This is a genomic window from Rahnella sp. RFA10(1/100), assembly GCF_004195115.1.
Lineage (GTDB): Bacteria > Pseudomonadota > Gammaproteobacteria > Enterobacterales > Enterobacteriaceae > Rahnella > Rahnella perminowiae.
On sequence record NZ_SEWR01000002.1, the window covers coordinates 510,976 to 525,181 of the forward strand.

At 52.2% G+C, this 14,206-nt stretch carries 14 protein-coding genes and 2 tRNA genes; 9 read left to right on the forward strand and 7 right to left on the reverse strand.

The window, feature by feature from the left end:
* Positions 1 to 155: 155 nt before the first annotated feature.
* The gene (gene helD / locus ETV65_RS08955) at positions 156 to 2,210 is read left to right on the forward strand and encodes a DNA helicase IV (RefSeq protein WP_129952529.1); all 2,055 of its coding nucleotides are present in this window, start codon (positions 156 to 158) and stop codon (positions 2,208 to 2,210) included.
* A gap of 65 nt (positions 2,211 to 2,275) precedes the next feature.
* Here the strand turns inward: helD and ETV65_RS08960 are convergent, their stop codons facing one another.
* Together ETV65_RS08960 and ETV65_RS08965 are read right to left on the reverse strand one after the other, a co-directional pair.
* On the reverse strand, positions 2,276 to 2,737 hold the full coding sequence (locus ETV65_RS08960) for a methylglyoxal synthase (RefSeq protein ID WP_129952530.1): 462 nt from the start codon (positions 2,735 to 2,737) through the stop codon (positions 2,276 to 2,278).
* Positions 2,738 to 2,856: 119 nt separating this feature from the next.
* The gene (locus ETV65_RS08965) at positions 2,857 to 3,516 is read right to left on the reverse strand and encodes a DUF2057 family protein (RefSeq protein ID WP_129952531.1); all 660 of its coding nucleotides are present in this window, start codon (positions 3,514 to 3,516) and stop codon (positions 2,857 to 2,859) included.
* A 189-nt stretch (positions 3,517 to 3,705) separates the two neighbouring features.
* Between ETV65_RS08965 and ETV65_RS08970 the strand changes: the two genes are divergently transcribed.
* Positions 3,706 to 4,119, forward strand: coding sequence for a CoA-binding protein (locus ETV65_RS08970; protein WP_129952532.1), 414 nt, complete (start codon positions 3,706 to 3,708; stop codon positions 4,117 to 4,119).
* Positions 4,120 to 4,201: 82 nt separating this feature from the next.
* Here the strand turns inward: ETV65_RS08970 and hspQ are convergent, their stop codons facing one another.
* Positions 4,202 to 4,519 carry a heat shock protein HspQ gene (gene hspQ / locus ETV65_RS08975; RefSeq protein WP_129952533.1) on the reverse strand — a complete coding sequence of 106 codons (318 nt, stop codon included), beginning with the start codon at positions 4,517 to 4,519 and terminating at the stop codon, positions 4,202 to 4,204.
* A 126-nt stretch (positions 4,520 to 4,645) separates the two neighbouring features.
* Positions 4,646 to 5,839, reverse strand: coding sequence for a 23S rRNA (cytosine(1962)-C(5))-methyltransferase RlmI (gene rlmI / locus ETV65_RS08980; RefSeq protein WP_129952534.1), 1,194 nt, complete (start codon positions 5,837 to 5,839; stop codon positions 4,646 to 4,648).
* Between the two features lie 98 nt (positions 5,840 to 5,937).
* Here rlmI and yccX point away from each other — a divergent pair, with 98 nt between their 5' ends.
* Positions 5,938 to 6,216: an acylphosphatase gene (gene yccX, locus ETV65_RS08985; protein WP_129952535.1), complete on the forward strand. Its 279-nt coding sequence runs from the start codon at positions 5,938 to 5,940 to the stop codon at positions 6,214 to 6,216.
* A gap of 6 nt (positions 6,217 to 6,222) precedes the next feature.
* On the opposite strand, the gene tusE is transcribed toward yccX, so the two are convergent.
* Positions 6,223 to 6,552 (reverse strand): sulfurtransferase TusE, encoded by a 330-nt coding sequence (tusE, locus tag ETV65_RS08990; RefSeq protein ID WP_129952536.1) that lies wholly within the window; start codon positions 6,550 to 6,552, stop codon positions 6,223 to 6,225.
* Positions 6,553 to 6,657: 105 nt separating this feature from the next.
* Positions 6,658 to 7,320 (reverse strand): FtsH protease modulator YccA, encoded by a 663-nt coding sequence (gene yccA / locus ETV65_RS08995; protein WP_129952786.1) that lies wholly within the window; start codon positions 7,318 to 7,320, stop codon positions 6,658 to 6,660.
* A 269-nt stretch (positions 7,321 to 7,589) separates the two neighbouring features.
* Between yccA and ETV65_RS09000 the strand changes: the two genes are divergently transcribed.
* A tRNA-Ser gene (locus ETV65_RS09000) sits at positions 7,590 to 7,677 on the forward strand.
* A 199-nt stretch (positions 7,678 to 7,876) separates the two neighbouring features.
* A tRNA-Ser gene (locus tag ETV65_RS09005) sits at positions 7,877 to 7,964 on the forward strand.
* Between the two features lie 83 nt (positions 7,965 to 8,047).
* Here ETV65_RS09005 and ETV65_RS09010 read toward each other — a convergent pair.
* Positions 8,048 to 8,965, reverse strand: a complete 918-nt coding sequence (locus ETV65_RS09010; protein WP_129952537.1) for an AraC family transcriptional regulator — start codon at positions 8,963 to 8,965, stop codon at positions 8,048 to 8,050.
* Between the two features lie 136 nt (positions 8,966 to 9,101).
* Between ETV65_RS09010 and ETV65_RS09015 the strand changes: the two genes are divergently transcribed.
* The 4 genes from ETV65_RS09015 to ETV65_RS09030 all read left to right on the forward strand — a co-directional run bounded on the left by ETV65_RS09015 (position 9,102) and on the right by ETV65_RS09030 (position 14,201).
* Positions 9,102 to 9,998: an SDR family oxidoreductase gene (locus ETV65_RS09015; RefSeq protein ID WP_129952538.1), complete on the forward strand. Its 897-nt coding sequence runs from the start codon at positions 9,102 to 9,104 to the stop codon at positions 9,996 to 9,998.
* 197 nt (positions 9,999 to 10,195) lie between these two features.
* The gene (locus ETV65_RS09020; protein ID WP_129952539.1) at positions 10,196 to 11,284 is read left to right on the forward strand and encodes an ABC transporter substrate-binding protein; all 1,089 of its coding nucleotides are present in this window, start codon (positions 10,196 to 10,198) and stop codon (positions 11,282 to 11,284) included.
* 87 nt (positions 11,285 to 11,371) lie between these two features.
* A complete protein-coding gene (locus ETV65_RS09025) occupies positions 11,372 to 13,141 on the forward strand; it encodes an iron ABC transporter permease (RefSeq protein ID WP_129952540.1) in 1,770 nt (589 codons plus the stop codon).
* On the forward strand, positions 13,134 to 14,201 hold the full coding sequence (locus tag ETV65_RS09030; RefSeq protein WP_129952541.1) for an ABC transporter ATP-binding protein: 1,068 nt from the start codon (positions 13,134 to 13,136) through the stop codon (positions 14,199 to 14,201). The genes ETV65_RS09025 and ETV65_RS09030 overlap by 8 nt, the downstream gene beginning before the upstream one ends.
* The last annotated feature ends 5 nt before the right edge of the window (positions 14,202 to 14,206 follow it).

Below are 14,206 nucleotides of genomic sequence, written 5' to 3' on the forward strand. Positions count from 1 at the left end.
AAAAAACTGATAAATTTCATGTTCACTTAATGTAAACACACCTCTTATTCTACTCTGTTTTGCAGTATGGATCGCCTGCGCTTATCAAAGGTAAACTCTTAAATGCGCTTGCATGTAAGATATCAGGAATTAAAGAGAGAACACGGTGTGATGATATGGAATTGAAATCGACCTCATTCGGGAAACATCTGGCACAGCATCCTTATAACCGGGTGCGACTGCTTAATGCAGGCGTGGAAGTCAGCGGCGATAAGCATCATTACCTGATCCCTTTTAACCAGCTTATCCGCATCCGTTGCAAACGCGGCATCGTCTGGGGAGAGCTCGAATTTGAATTACCGGAGCAGAAAGTGGTCCGGTTACACGGCACTGAATGGCAGGAAACACAGCGGTTTTATCATTACCTTCTCAATATATGGCAAACCTGGAGCCTCGAGATGAGCGAGGTCAGCGCCGGGGTATTGCACGAGCAGGTTAAAAAAATTACGCAGATTGAACAGCAAGACAAATGGTTCAAACGTGTTGACCTGGCTGATGTGCAAAAAGACATTGCTGAAGCATTTTCTGCCATTCCGGTGCCGGTTGAACGTCTTACTGAATTTGATAACTGTCGGGAAGACTATCAGATCTGTCTGCGCTGGCTTGAGCAGGGTAAACGCAGTGTCGACCAGCGTAATCTGGCATGGACGGACAGAGTGATTGCTGATAACCGTGACTTTTTTGATACCGTTGAAGTGTCGCCGCTCAATGACAGCCAGTGCCGCGCAGTGGTGAACGGTGAAGATGCGGTGCTGGTACTGGCCGGGGCGGGCAGTGGTAAAACGTCGGTGCTGGTAGCGCGTGCTGGCTGGTTGTTGCGCCGTCAGGAAGCGCAGCCTGAACAAATTTTATTGTTGGCTTTCGGTCGTCAGGCGGCGGATGAAATGAACGGGCGTATTAAAGAGCGTCTGCATACTGAAGGCATCAAGGCGAAGACGTTCCATGCGCTTGCTTTGCAGATTATCCAGGAAGGAAGTAAGAAAACGCCCAAAATCAGTAAACTTGAAACCGACCCGAAAGCCCGGCGTAGCTTACTGATTAAGACATGGCAACAGCAGTGCGCAGAGAAAAAAGTGCAGGCCAGCGGCTGGCGGCAATGGATGACCGATGAACTGCAGTGGACGGTTCCTGACGGTGATTACTGGAAAAATAAATCTCTGGCGGAGCGTCTCGCAAGTCGCCTTGAGCGCTGGCTGAGCCTGATGCGTATGCACGGTGGCAGTCAGGCTGAAATGATCGAAAGCGCACCAGAGGAAGTCAAAGACCTGTTCACCAGGCGCATTCGCCTGATGGCGCCGCTGATGAAAGCCTGGAAAACCGCGCTGAAAGAAGAGGGCGCAGTGGATTTTTCGGGGCTTATCCATCAGGCGGTCAATATTCTGGATAAAGGGCGTTTTGTCAGTCCGTGGAAGCATATTCTGGTTGATGAATTCCAGGACATATCTCCTCAACGTGCTCTGCTGCTCTCTGCCTTGCGTAAACTTAACAAGCGTACCAGTTTGTTTGCCGTGGGGGACGACTGGCAGGCGATTTACCGTTTCAGCGGTGCTGAACTGACGCTGACCACGGCGTTTGCGGACAATTTTGGTGAAGGAGCGCAATGTGCGCTGGACACCACTTACCGGTTCAATGATCGCATCGGTGAAATCGCCAATAAGTTTGTGCAGCAAAACCCTAATCAGCTGAAGAAGCCGCTGAACAGTCTGACCAAAGGCAACAAGAAGAATGTCGTGATCCTGCCTGAGGATCAGATGGAGAAATTGCTGGATAAACTCAGCGGTTATGTCACCGCCGATGAACAGATTCTGGTGCTGGCGCGTTATCATCATCTTCGCCCGCAAATTCTGGAGAAAGCCGCGACCCGCTGGCCAAAGCTTAATCTTGATTTTATGACGATTCACGCCAGTAAAGGACAACAGGCTGAATACGTCATTATCGTCGGATTGCACGAAGGCAATGACGGTTTCCCCGCGCCCGCACGAGAATCTTTACTGGAAGAGGTATTATTGCCTGAACCTGAAAATTTCCCGGATGCAGAGGAGCGGCGTTTATTGTATGTGGCGATGACGCGTGCTAAGCATCAGGTCTGGTTACTGCAGGATAAAGAACGTCCTTCTGTTTTTGTCGAACAGCTCGAAGATATCGGCGTGCCGGTCCAGCGAAAACCGTAATTCATATACAGAAAAACCCGGCCATTGCCGGGTTTTTTAACGAAAAAAATCAGCCATTTGAAGCGTTATTCTTTCAGGCGTGACCACAGATAACGCTGATAATCTGGAATAGTGATATCAACTTCAGACCGGAACAGCGGGGACTGGATCAGGAAGTCAGCCGTGGACAGATTGGTTGCCACCGGAATATTCCACACGGTCGCCAGGCGCAGCAGGGCTTTCACATCCGGATCATGCGGAACAGCATTGAGTGGATCCCAGAGGAAAATCAGCATATCAATTTTGCCTTCGGCAATCAGCGCACCTACTTGTTGATCGCCGCCCATCGGGCCGCTCAGCATGCTTTTGACATCAATCCCCGTATTACGCTGAACCAGATTGCCGGTCGTGCCGGTGGCATAGAGAATATGCTGCGAAAGTTCCGCAACGTTTTTATCAACCCATTTCAGCAGGGTGCTTTTGCAGTGGTCATGCGCCACCAGAGCAATATGTTTTTGTTTTGCAATCGTGCGGGTTGTGTATTCCATCTAATTCCCTTCAACGCGAAAGTAAAAGTGGATCACAGAATACTGAAACTCCGTTTTACTGCATAGCTCAGGCGGGATAATTCGGCGTGAAGAAGAGGGAATGCGTGATGCAGATTACGTTATGACGCCCGTTCCTGATTATCCGGTAGTCTTAACCAGAATAACAACCGCTCAAAGCCTGCATTCGCGGCCAGACGTGTCCACAACGGATGAAGATAAACGAGAGAAATTTGAGACGTTGCGTCGGTGGATAACGCCGTTTTTTTCTCTGTAATACCTTTGGCGAATGAGGGAACTGCTGCACGTGCGCCCGACAAATTGTAGGTTATCATCAATTTTTCAGCGTCTGCGGAATGTCCGGGATTAAACCTATTGAGGATGTCACGTTGCGTGGGTATCTGACGGCCTTGTTCATCAACGAGCTGATAATTCATCTGCTGGCTAAATTGTGCCGTTTCACTGTCGTTGCTCAGTTTTGGCAACACGAAAGAAACGGAACGATTACGTTTAGCATTGAAAGTGACGATAAGCGCAGGCGAATGGTAGGTTACCGGCACCTGTTGAGCGACGGAACTGACATTTTTGCTGACCTGAAACAGAATCTGATGCTGACCGCCATCCAGTTCCAGGCTGTCCGCGCCTTTAAGGATTGCGCCTGACATCTGTTTGCCATCAATCACCAGAACATCGACATCAGGGGATAATTTAAGGGAGGTCGCCGAAGCTGACACCATCAGGCTGAGACTCGCTAATGCGACCAGCGCATGACAGATTTTCATTCTTCTCTCCTCAGACACAACGTTGTTCACTCTCTATTATTCAGGAATGACGATTGTGTGTCAAAGTTTTACAAAATGTTTTAATTTCCCTCTGAGATGATCCTGCTCGCGTTTCTTTTTCTCGCCGGGGCTGTCGGAATGGTCAGGCTGCGTTACACTTAATGCAGACAGGCCAAAGGAGATAAACCCATGCAAGACAACGATATTCGCAAGATTCTTGAAGAAGTGAAAACCATCGCGCTCGTGGGTGCCAGTGATAATCCCGGACGTCCAAGCTACGGCGTCATGGCATATTTGCTTTCTCAGGGCTTTGAGGTGATACCGGTCAGCCCGAAACTGGCAGGGCAGGCGCTGCTGGGTCAGAAAGCTTATGGTTCGCTGGCAGAAATCCCTCATCCGGTAGATATGGTGGATGTGTTCCGTAATGCTGATGCTGCTTATGGCGTCGCGCAGGAAGCGATCGCGATTAAAGCGAAAGTGTTGTGGTTGCAGCTGGGCGTCATTAATGAACAGGCCGCTGTGCTGGCAAAAGAAGCCGGGCTGAAAGTGGTCATGGATCGTTGTCCTAAAATTGAGCTCCCGCGTCTGGGCATGGAAAAGTGACCTTCTGTGGATCCTGCCTGTAAAAAAACCGGCTACTGGCGCCGGTTTTTATTTTTCATTTCGTCAGGAGAAGGCCAACGTTTTAGTTACGCAGACGCGGGGCCTGTAACTGGTGGCGGATTGACGCCGCCAGCTCATCCAGCGAGGCTTGTTCCGGATGGGAGCGGGCTATTTCATGATCGATCTGAATTTCAGCCAGATAGGTATGAACCGGCTGGCCTTCTTCATCTTCCATCACAACATGGTACCAGGGAGCGGTACGCATTGATTCATTAGCAGCAACCTCATCAACTTCAGGCTTATCGAGCGAATATTCGGCATCAACATCAATGACCACGCCCAGATAACCTAACAGCCTGTGCCGGACCTGTTGTCCGATACCGTATTTACTGGCAATCATAGTGACCTCCCAAAATAATTCATTAATCCCTATATGGAGATAAAACGGGCTATTTCAAGTTTTGACCACGTAATCTGCTTAAAATTCGCTGGCATGCCGTCACAACAGCACACCGCGCTTATTTTGTCAGTTTATTACCAGACAGGCGAACCCTTTCAGATATAGCCCTTCAGGGTAAGCGCCAGTAACCGGATGGTCGGCTGCCTGACGGAACTGCTCGACGAACTGGATCTCACGACCAGCGTCCAGCGCAGCATCAGCCAGAATTTTCTGGAATAAATCTGTTGGCAATAAACCTGAACAGGAGAAACTCAGCAGAATACCGCCCGGACGCAGCAGTTGCAGCGCCAGCATATTAATATCTTTGTAACCGCGACAGGCGCTGGCCAGCTGGTTTTTGTTCTCAACGAATTTTGGCGGATCCATCACGATCATGTCGAACTGCTGGCCTTCGGTGCGGTATTTGCGCAGCAACTGGAACACATCTTCGCGCACGAACTCTGCTTTCGACAGATCCAGTTTGTTCAGTTCAACGTTCTGACGGGCCACATCGAGCGCCGCCTGAGAGGTATCCACATTGGTGACTTTGGTACAGCCGCCCATCAGCGCAGATACCGCAAAAGCGCCGGTGTAAGAGAAGCAGTTCAGAACGTTACGACCGGCGGCATAATTGCGTGCGGCAAGACGGCTGTCACGCTGGTCAAGATAGAAGCCTGTTTTGTGGCCTTCTTTAATATCCACCAGCAGGCTCATACCGTGCTCCTGAATCGGCAGCAGGGCAGGAGGCTCTTCGCCCAATACATGTCCCTGAGCCAGTTCCAGACCTTCTTTTTTACGCACGGCGACGTCGGAACGATCCCAGATAGCGCATTGCGGATAGCAATGTTGCAGTGCAGCAATCAGCGGGGCACGCTGATATTCTGCACCGGCTGACAGCAATTGCAGCACAAGAAAATTCTGGAAACGGTCGATAGTGATGCCGGGCAGGCCATCGGATTCGCCGGCAATCAGGCGGTATCCGTCCAGTCCGTCACGTTGTGCAATATAATCGCGCCAGCGCTGTGCCTGCTGTAAACGGTGGATGAAGAACTCAATATCAATGTCTTCATCTTGTTTGAATGTCCAGACGCGCGCACGGATCTGCGAGGACGGCGAATAGGCGCCACGCGCCAGCCATTTTCCCTGACTGTCTACAATATCTATAGTCTCGCCGGAATGGGCTTTACCTTCGATGCGCGAAACAGCGCCGGAAAACACCCACGGGTGGCGACGAAGAAGTGATTTTTCACGGCCTTTGGCCAGCATTAAACGTGCAGTCATAAAATTAGGTTCTGTCAGTTCGGAGACAAAAAAGAGCGACATTGTCCGGTCATGCAGGTCAAATTGCAACGAACCATACCGCTAACGGAGAGAATATTATGGCAACAGTCAGTATAGCCGCCTATGTATACGGCATGGTGCAGGGCGTCGGTTTTCGTTTTGCGACTCAACACCAGGCCACGGGTTTAGGTCTTACCGGTTACGCAAAAAATCTTGAGGATGGCAGCGTCGAAGTGGTGGCATGCGGGGAACAGGAGAAAGTGGATCAGCTTTTAGCCTGGCTGAAGCAGGGCGGACCGAAACATGCACGCGTTGATCGCGTGCTTAGCGAGCCGATCGCGCCTGGCAATTACAGCGATTTTAAAATCAAATACTGAAATTTTTCACAGGCACTTCACCGGTTTTGGCAGGCCCGCAATTTTCGTGGCCTGTTTGGCCGGACCTTTAGGGAACAGTCGGAACAGATAGCGGCTGTTGCCTTTTTCTTCGCCGTATTTTTGCGCCATTGCTTTTACCAGCATGCGCACGGCAGGAGACGTGTTGAATTCGAGGTAAAATTCGCGCACAAACCGCACCACTTCCCAGTGAGCATCAGTCAGAACTATCCCCTCTTCTTCCGCCAGCAGTGGCGCCATACCTTCCTGCCACTCATGACTGTTTTTCAGGTAACCCTGAGCGTCGGTTTCAATAACCTGACCTTCAAACTCCAGCATATAACCTCAGCCTGTAAAAATGCGGCGGTCAGTTTAACAAAAACACCGGTCAGACAAAATAAAAAGCCCCGCACTCGGCGGGGCTTCCCTTCACAACAGGCATTATCAGTTACGCGATGACATGCCCAGAATGCTTAACAGGCTGACAAATATGTTGTACAGCGAGACATACAGGCTGACGGTCGCACGAATATAGTTGGTTTCGCCACCCTGAATAATATTGCTGGTTTCCCATAAAATTGCCCCTGCGGAGAACAAAATAAACAGGCAGCTGATCGCCAGCGACAGCGCCGGAATTTGCAGGAACAGGTTAGCGATTACCGCCACCAGCAGCACCACAAAACCCGCCATCATCATACCGGACAGGAACGACATGTCTTTGCGCGTGGTCAGCACGTAGGCTGAACAGCAGAAGAACACCAGGGCAGTGCCGCCCAGGGCCAGCATAATAATGTCACCGGCACCGGCTGAAAGCAGCGAGCTCAGTAACGGCCCCAGCGTGTAACCCATAAAGCCGGTCAGTGCGAAGGCAGACAAAATCCCCGCAGGACTGTTAGCCGTGCGGTAGGTCAGGAACATCAGGCCATAGAAGCCAACGATGGTCAGCAGAAAACCGGGAGACGGCAATCTCAGAACCGTACTCGCCGTCGCTGTAATCGCTGAAACGCCGAGGGTCAGTGCTAACAGAAAATAAGTATTACGCAGCACCCGGTGCGTACTTAGCAACGAGCCAGCGCGTGATGACGTAGAGGCAACGATACGATTCATACGGTCCATAATAGAATTCTCACTCTTAACAAAAAGTTGGAGTCGGTGAAAATACAAACAGATTGGAGTGTAAGTCGTTGTCGTACGTGATGAAAGACGTTTTACCCTTCTTTACCTGTTCAGCGCGGGCAGGGTGCGGCATCCGGACGTCAAAGTCACCGAAACGATGCTTAAATCGCCGTTTGCGAACCGAATGCCTGTTTTTCAGGCAATCGGACAGCATCAGGCTTTACAAGCGGATCGGCACTGTTTATAGTTCGCTTCGTTGCGGAGGGGTGGCCGAGCGGCTGAAGGCACCGGTCTTGAAAACCGGCGATGGGAAACCATTCGAGAGTTCGAATCTCTCCTCCTCCGCCATAAACAACACAAGAAAGCTGCTAAGTCATTAGCGGCTTTTTTTGTGTCTGTCATTTATGTCTGCACGACTTTGTGTATGCGGTTTAAATGCTCATAAAATCAACAAACTAGACTGAAAATAATGTTTGCATCTTTTTTCCGGTCTTGTATACTATGCCCCGTACTGAACGACTGAAGTCGTAAAGTACTTGTTGTTTACGGAGGGGTGGCCGAGCGGCTGAAGGCACCGGTCTTGAAAACCGGCGATGGGAAACCATTCGAGAGTTCGAATCTCTCCTCCTCCGCCATAAACAACACGATAAAGCTGCTAAGCCATTAGCAGCTTTTTTTGTGCCTGAAATTCATGCCTTTTCAATATTTCTGTTTTCAGTCAGCCCGTTTCCCGCTGGCTGTACTGCCGGGGTGAGCATCCCAGCGTACGCTTAAACGCGGTGCTGAAGGCGCTTTCAGATTGGTAACCGAGCGACAGCGCCACAGCGGACACCGGTTCTTTACTGTTCGCCAGCAGGTCTCCGGCCAGTAACATCCGCCAGCGCGTAAGGTATTCCAGCGGCGCGCTGCCTACGGCCAGTTTAAATTTCTGTGAGAACACCGAACGCGACATACCTGCACGTTCCGCCAGCGTCTGCACCGTCCAGCGCTGCGCCGGGTTTTCATGCATGGCATTCAGCGCCCTGGATAACTTCTTATCGGCCAGGGCGGCAAACCAACCGCTGCCTTCACCTTCCGCTGCATTATCCACGTACATCCGCAACGCCTGCACCAGCATCATATGTGCCATATGCTGAGCGATAAGCAACCCGCCCGGCCGCGGGTCACGCAATTCCTGCATCATCCGTTCAACCGCCCAGCGCAAACTTTCTTTGTCGGATTCTTTCGAGATATGCACTACCGGCGGTAACATCGCCAGCAACGTGGTGGCGTCAGGGCCACTGACCGCAAACCGGCTGCCGGTGAGGAAGAAATCGTGGCCGCCGTTGCAGGAAACGGTCCCGCCATCCTGTGACTGTTGGAAAATATGCCCGGCATCGACCGGCTGAATGTTCAGATCGCTGGCCAGCCGGAACGGGCGGCCGCTGGGTAAGACAAAGCAGTCACCGGCTCTGAGATGCACCGCACCGGGCACCGAATCGACTGCCAGCCAGCACTCGCCGGTAATGATCGCGTTACATTTAATCGACTGATAATGCTCGGGGAATTGCACCGACCAGGCCCCTCCGGCTTCAAAACCTTTGGACATATAACTGCGTGGCTTCAGCAGCGCTAACACATCAGAAAGAGGATCCACCAACCACTCCGGACGATTGCAAAGATAATGCGGACATTAGCGCATAGATCGTCTTTTCTCCAGCGCCTATATTTTGTCACGTAAAACATGCTTATTTTCAGCCACAACTGAATGGCCAATAACAGGGGAATTCGAAATGCGTGTATTCGTGACAGGTGCAACAGGTTTTGTCGGTTCTGCGGTGGTCCAGGAATTGCTGCGCGCCGGTCATCAGGTGCTGGGACTGGCCCGCTCGGATGCGGCGGCACAGGCGCTGACCGACGTGGGGGCGGGTGTGCATCGCGGCAGTATTGAAGATCCGGAAAGTCTTACATCCGGCGCGGAGCAGGCCGATGGCGTGATCCATATGGCGTTTATCCATGATTTCTCCAGGTTTGAGGAGAACTGCGAAAAAGACCGGCAGGCGATTGGCGTCTTAGGTGCTGCGCTGAAGGGAACAAATAAACCGTTGATCGTCACCTCCGGCACCGCGACCGCGCGGGTGAACACAGGACGTCTGGTGACTGAAAACGATTTAGCGGATCCACACGGGCAAAATTTCCGTGTGGCGTCCGATCTTGCTGTCGCTAAGCTGGCTGAGCAGGGCGTGCGGGTGTCTCTGGTACGTCTCCCGCCGTCGGTGCATGGCGAGGGTGATCATGGCTTTGTACCGCTGATTATTGCGATGGCGAGGGAAAAGGGGGAATCGGCGTATCCCGGTGATGGCGAAAACTGCTGGCCTGCGGTTCACCGTTTTGATGCTGCACGGGTATTTGTACTGGCGCTGGAGAAAGGTGCACAGAATGCCATTTATCACGCCAGCGCAGAAGAAGGCGTGCCATTTCGTGAGATCGCCACAATGATTGGCAAACATCTGAATCTGCCGGTAGTCAGTAAAAATGCGCAAGAGGCCGCTGCACATTTTGGCTGGTTTACCCATTTTGCCTCGCTTAACAATCCGACTTCCAGTCAGATCACCCGCGATGTTCTGGGCTGGAAGCCTGAACATCAGGATTTACTCACGGATATCGATACCGCCGGATATTTTAAATAAACGTCGTTTAGAGACAGCTAAAACAGGTCATTCGGGTGGCCTGTTTTGCGTTTTAGCTGTGGTTTTTATGGTGTTAATTACCTAAAAAACGCCCCGACTCACAAATCGGGAAGATAAAAAAATTACCCCATTGCCTGTCAGATGTTATGCGCTATGTTGATTTTTAGTTTCCCAAATGTAACTAGAGGTTAACAATAATGACCAACAAATTACGATTCTCTCTGATTGCTGCGGCTGTGATGATGTCTTCCTCTGCAATGTCTGCATTACCTCAGGGCTATCCGGCCGACTATCAGAAAATCGTCGATGCGGCGACCAAAGAAGGCAAAGTGGTGGTTTATTCCACCACAGATACCAAAGCGGCCGGTCCGCTGATTCAGGGTTTCGAGGCGACATATCCGGGTATCAAAGTTGAATATAACGACATGAACAGTACCGAACTGTACAACCGTTACATCAGCGAACAGGCAGCGGGCGGCACCAGCGGCGACGTGGTGTGGAGTTCTTCAATGGACACCGCATTGAAACTGGCGACCGACTACGCGCAGGAGTATAAATCCCCCGAACAGGGCCAGCTGCCAAAATGGGCGGTGTGGAAAGACAAAGCCTACGGCACGACATATGAGCCTGTGGTATTTATCTATAACAAACGTCTGATCCCGGCCGGTGATGTTCCCGATTCCCATGCGGCACTGGCAAAACTCATCGCCAGCCAGACCGAAAAATTCAACAAAAAAGTGACTACTTACGACATTGAGAAATCCGGCCTCGGTTTTATGTTGTCCGTGCAGGATTTCAAAGCTGATCCGAATTATTTCAAAACGCTGGCTGATGTGGCCAAAGGCGGCTTAGCGGTGCAGTCCTCTACCGGCACCATGATGGAGCGCGTCTCTTCCGGCGAAAACCTCATCGGCTTTAATATTTTGGGTTCCTACGCCGAAGCCCGTGCTAAAACCGACCCGTCATTGGGGATTTCCTATCCGAAGGATTACACCCTGGTACTTTCCCGCGTTTCCTTCATCAGTCAGGAATCGAAAAACAGCAACGCGGCCAAACTGTGGCTGGATTATGTGCTGTCTGAGAAAGGGCAAAGCATTCTGGCTAATCAGGCTGATATCCCGTCCATCCGTAACGATATCGAAGGCAAAAACGATATTGACGGTATGACCAAAATGCTGGGCAATGCGCTCAAGCCTATCCCGGTGGATGAGACTCTGCTGGAATATTTGCAACAGAAAAAACGCCTCGATTACATCAAACAATGGCGTACCGCTGCTGCCAAGTAGTGACATATCGAAGCGCGGCCTTTTCCGTCGCGCTTCCTTTTCCCTGCCTGATTTCGCTCTCCTTGTTTCTAACCGAAGGGAAGTAACATGAATGCATTGCGCAGAAAGTGGCAAAGCCTGCCGCGCGGCATTGTGGTGTTGATAACGGCGCTGGTTATCTACATTCCGTTGTCGTTTATCGTGATACAGAGTTTCCTCTCCGCGCCGTTCTTTTCACCGTCAAAAGAATGGAGCCTCGAATCCTTTGGATTCATATTTACCGATCCGGACTTTTACAAGGCGCTGAAAAGTGGCTTTATTCTGGCTTTCGGGCTGGTCGTTATCGCAATCCCGCTCGGCGGTATTCTGGCGTTCCTGATGGTGCGTACGGATTTACCGGGCCGACGCGTGATTGAGCCGCTGATCCTGGTGCCGATTTTTGTGTCACCGATGGTATTAGGCTTCGGTTACGTGGTGGCCGCCGGACCGGTCGGGTTTTTCTCGCTGTGGGCCCAGTCGGTGCTCGGGTTTGTGCCATGGAATATCTACGACATGTCGAGCATCGTGGTGATTGCCGGACTGACGCACGTTCCGCACGCCTATCTGTACATCTCCTCGGCACTGCGCAGCGTCGGGTCGGATGTTGAGGAAGCGGCGCGAACCGCAGGTGCCTCGCCGCTACAGGTGATGACCGCTGTCAGCCTGCCGATGGTTCGTCCGTCGATCCTTTACGCCACCGTTTTGCTGTTCTTCCTCGGGCTGGAAGTTTTTGGCCTGATGCTGGTGCTGGGCGATCCGGAAGGCAACATGGTGCTGGCAACCTATCTTTATCAGCTGACTAATAAACTTGGTACGCCGTCTTATCATCTGATGGCCGCCGTGGCGGTGGTGCTGATATGTATCACTATTCCGCTGGTGATGTTACAGCGCCGTCTGATGCGTACCGCGAACCGGTTCGTCACGGTGAAAGGTAAAGCCTCGCAGGCGCGTGCCCTGCCGCTCGGCAAATGGCGCTGGGTGGCCGGTGCCGTGGTGGCGTTCTGGCTGACCGTAACCATCGGCGTTCCGCTGATAGGTGTAATACTGCGGGCGTTTATCTCCAACTGGGGCGTCGGGGTTTCCCTCTGGGATGAACTGTCGCTCAATACGTTCCGTACGATCTGGGAACAGCCGAACCTGCTGCGCGCCATCGTCAACTCGATGGCCATCGGCGTCATCGGCGGCGCGCTGGCAGTAGCCTGTTATTTGTTTATCGGTATTGCAATGCACCGTAAACCGGACGGCATCACCCGTTTCCTCGATTACAGCGTGCTGGTGCCGCGTGCGGTGCCGGGGCTGCTGGCCGGTCTGGCATTCTTATGGGTGTTTCTGTTCCTGCCGATGTGGCTGGATAACGCGCTCAAATCCGGCTGGCTTTCCGGCATGCCGTGGTCGCAATGGTTGCGCGATAACCTGGTGGTCTGGCTGCGATCGTTGCGCAGTACCATTTTCAGCGTCTGGCTGGCCTATACCGTGGTGTGGATGGCGTACGGGCTGCGGTTGATTTCCTCAACACTGTTGCAGGTCGGGCCGGAGCTGGAAGAGGCCGCGCGCAGTACCGGTGCAACCCGCGGGCAGATCACCCGCCATGTCACCATTCCGCTGTCACGTTATGGCCTGATTGGTTCCTGGCTGTTGATGTTCCTGATTTTCGAACGCGAATATTCCACCGGGGTGTATCTGCTTTCGCCGGGTACGGAAACCATCGGCTCGATGCTGGTTTCTCTGTGGGCGGCGGGGGCTATTGATATCGTTGCCGCGCTTTCCTTTATTAACATCCTGCTGGTGGTATTAGGTCTGGGTATTGCCCTTCGTTTCGGAGTGAAATTACATGATTGAATTATCGGTCGACAACCTGCACTTAACTTATGGTGACAATCCGGTGCTGAAGGGCGTTTCCATGGAGCTCAAACGCGGTGAAGTGGTATCGTTGCTCGGGCCTTCAGGCAGTGGCAAAACGACATTACTGCGTGCAGTCGCCGGGCTGGAAAAGCCGGTGAAAGGCACCATCGTCATTGGCAAAAACAAAGTGTACGACGGCACACCGCGCAGCGAAATTCCGGCCGAAGAGCGCAACCTCGGGTTAGTGTTTCAGTCGTACGCACTGTGGCCTCACAAAACCGTGTTTGAGAACGTGGCCTATCCGCTGAAATTACGTAAGGTTTCGGCGGATGAAATCACCCGGCGCGTACAGGATGTGTTGAATCAGCTGGGTCTCGGGCATCTGGGCAAGCGTCATCCGCATCAGCTTTCCGGCGGTCAACAACAACGCGTGGCAATTGGCCGGGCGCTGGTCTACAACCCGCCGGTGATTTTGCTTGATGAGCCGTTGTCGAACCTCGATGCCAAACTGCGTGAGGAGGCGCGGGTATTCCTGCGCGAACTGATCATTAAACTCGGGCTGTCGGCACTGATGGTGACGCATGATCAGAACGAAGCGATGGCGATTTCAGACCGCATTCTTTTGCTCAATAACGGCAAAATAGAGCAGCAGGGTACGCCGCAGGAAATGTACGGTTCGCCAAAAACGCTGTTTACCGCCGAATTTATGGGCAGCAACAATCGCCTGCACGGCAAAATCACCGAAGTGCGTGAGGGTAAAGCGCGTATCGAAGGCAGCGACTGGGTGTTGTGGGGGCTGGCGGGTGAGGGAGTGCAGGCAGGGCAGGAGGGGACAGCGGTGATCCGTGTTGAACGCGTGGTGCTGGCAGACGGGCCGGGCGAGAATCAGCTGGAGCTCCCCCTTCTGACCAGCATGTATCTGGGTGACCGCTGGGAATATCTGTTCCGCACATCTGGCGATGATTTTGTGATCCGTGCTTACGGTACAGATGTGCGCGATCCGCAGCATTGTCATTTGAAGTTACCCGAGCAATATGTCTGGATTTTCCCGAAATAATATCC

What these genes read in the sequence shown, in the direction of transcription:
- tusE (WP_129952536.1), bottom strand. Translation starts at nt 6,552, where the DNA reads ATGCTGGAGTTTGAAGGTCAGGTTATTGAAACCGACGCTCAGGGTTAC.
- helD (WP_129952529.1), top strand. Translation starts at nt 156, where the DNA reads ATGGAATTGAAATCGACCTCATTCGGGAAACATCTGGCACAGCATCCT.
- ETV65_RS08970 (WP_129952532.1), top strand. Translation starts at nt 3,706, where the DNA reads ATGCAAGACAACGATATTCGCAAGATTCTTGAAGAAGTGAAAACCATC.
- yccX (WP_129952535.1), top strand. Translation starts at nt 5,938, where the DNA reads ATGGCAACAGTCAGTATAGCCGCCTATGTATACGGCATGGTGCAGGGC.
- ETV65_RS09030 (WP_129952541.1), top strand. Translation starts at nt 13,134, where the DNA reads ATGATTGAATTATCGGTCGACAACCTGCACTTAACTTATGGTGACAAT.
- yccA (WP_129952786.1), bottom strand. Translation starts at nt 7,320, where the DNA reads ATGAATCGTATCGTTGCCTCTACGTCATCACGCGCTGGCTCGTTGCTA.
- hspQ (WP_129952533.1), bottom strand. Translation starts at nt 4,519, where the DNA reads ATGATTGCCAGTAAATACGGTATCGGACAACAGGTCCGGCACAGGCTG.
- ETV65_RS09015 (WP_129952538.1), top strand. Translation starts at nt 9,102, where the DNA reads ATGCGTGTATTCGTGACAGGTGCAACAGGTTTTGTCGGTTCTGCGGTG.
- ETV65_RS09025 (WP_129952540.1), top strand. Translation starts at nt 11,372, where the DNA reads ATGAATGCATTGCGCAGAAAGTGGCAAAGCCTGCCGCGCGGCATTGTG.
- rlmI (WP_129952534.1), bottom strand. Translation starts at nt 5,839, where the DNA reads ATGACTGCACGTTTAATGCTGGCCAAAGGCCGTGAAAAATCACTTCTT.
- ETV65_RS09020 (WP_129952539.1), top strand. Translation starts at nt 10,196, where the DNA reads ATGACCAACAAATTACGATTCTCTCTGATTGCTGCGGCTGTGATGATG.
- ETV65_RS08965 (WP_129952531.1), bottom strand. Translation starts at nt 3,516, where the DNA reads ATGAAAATCTGTCATGCGCTGGTCGCATTAGCGAGTCTCAGCCTGATG.
- ETV65_RS08960 (WP_129952530.1), bottom strand. Translation starts at nt 2,737, where the DNA reads ATGGAATACACAACCCGCACGATTGCAAAACAAAAACATATTGCTCTG.